General features: G+C 75.2%; 1 protein-coding gene and 1 pseudogene. Both read right to left on the reverse strand.

Annotated elements, in window-relative coordinates; genetic code table 11:
- Positions 1–246 (reverse strand): annotated as a pseudogene (locus ACVNF4_RS36615) (sucrase ferredoxin); the annotation flags it as partial.
- A 95-nt stretch (positions 247–341) separates the two neighbouring features.
- The coding region (locus tag ACVNF4_RS36620) for a citrate/2-methylcitrate synthase (RefSeq protein ID WP_461807121.1) at positions 342–793 on the reverse strand (452 nt) is incomplete at its 5' end.

Raw genomic sequence — 793 nt, forward strand, 5'->3', positions numbered from 1 at the left:
CTGGCGCAGGGGCGGGGTGCCGAAGTCGGCGTGGCGCCCGGGGCGCCGGATGAGCGCGACGCGGACGCCGGTGCCCTGGGCGGCCTTCTCCAGGGCGCGGCCGAGCCGCCGGTCCAGGTGGCTCTCGGTGAGCGCCTTGGCGCCCCAGGGGCCCGGCTGTTCCAGCAGGAGCCAGGTCGTCGCCGTGGCCGCGGTCCCGGAGAAGGGCTCGTCGAGATCCCGCGCGACAGTCGTGCACGTACTCACAGAGGTGAGCCTAACCTGACTTGGCGCAGGGTGACTTGTCGACGGCGGTGTGTCCCGATCCGCGAGGTTTTTCGAGAGGGTGAGGCCGGGCCCCCCTACGCAGAGTGTCCGGTCGGTGCGTGTCCGTGGCCCTCTGGGAGCGGGCGGGGCGGTCTGGGACCCACGTAGAGGCCGCTGGGGCGCATCCGCAGGGGGCGTTCGTCGTACTCCTCCAGGGCGTGCGCGATCCAGCCCGCCGTACGGGCGACGGCGAAGATCGCCTCGCCCGCCGCGGGGGCCATGCCGAAGGACTGGGTCAGGACGGCGAGGGCGAGGTCGACGTTGGCGTGCAGGGGGGTGTGGCGGGCGGTGGTGGCCACGACGTCCTCGGCCGCCGAGAGCGCCGGGAGCGCCTGCGGGATCTCCGCCAGGAGGGCGAACAGGGCACGCGCGCGCGGGTCCTCGCCGGGGTAGAGCCGGTGGCCCAGGCCCGGGACGCGCCGGCCCGCCCGCAGCTCCTCGGCGATCACCGGGGCCGCGTCGCCCTGTTCGAGGACCTCGTCCAGCA

The organism is Streptomyces sp. S6 (genome assembly GCF_054880855.1).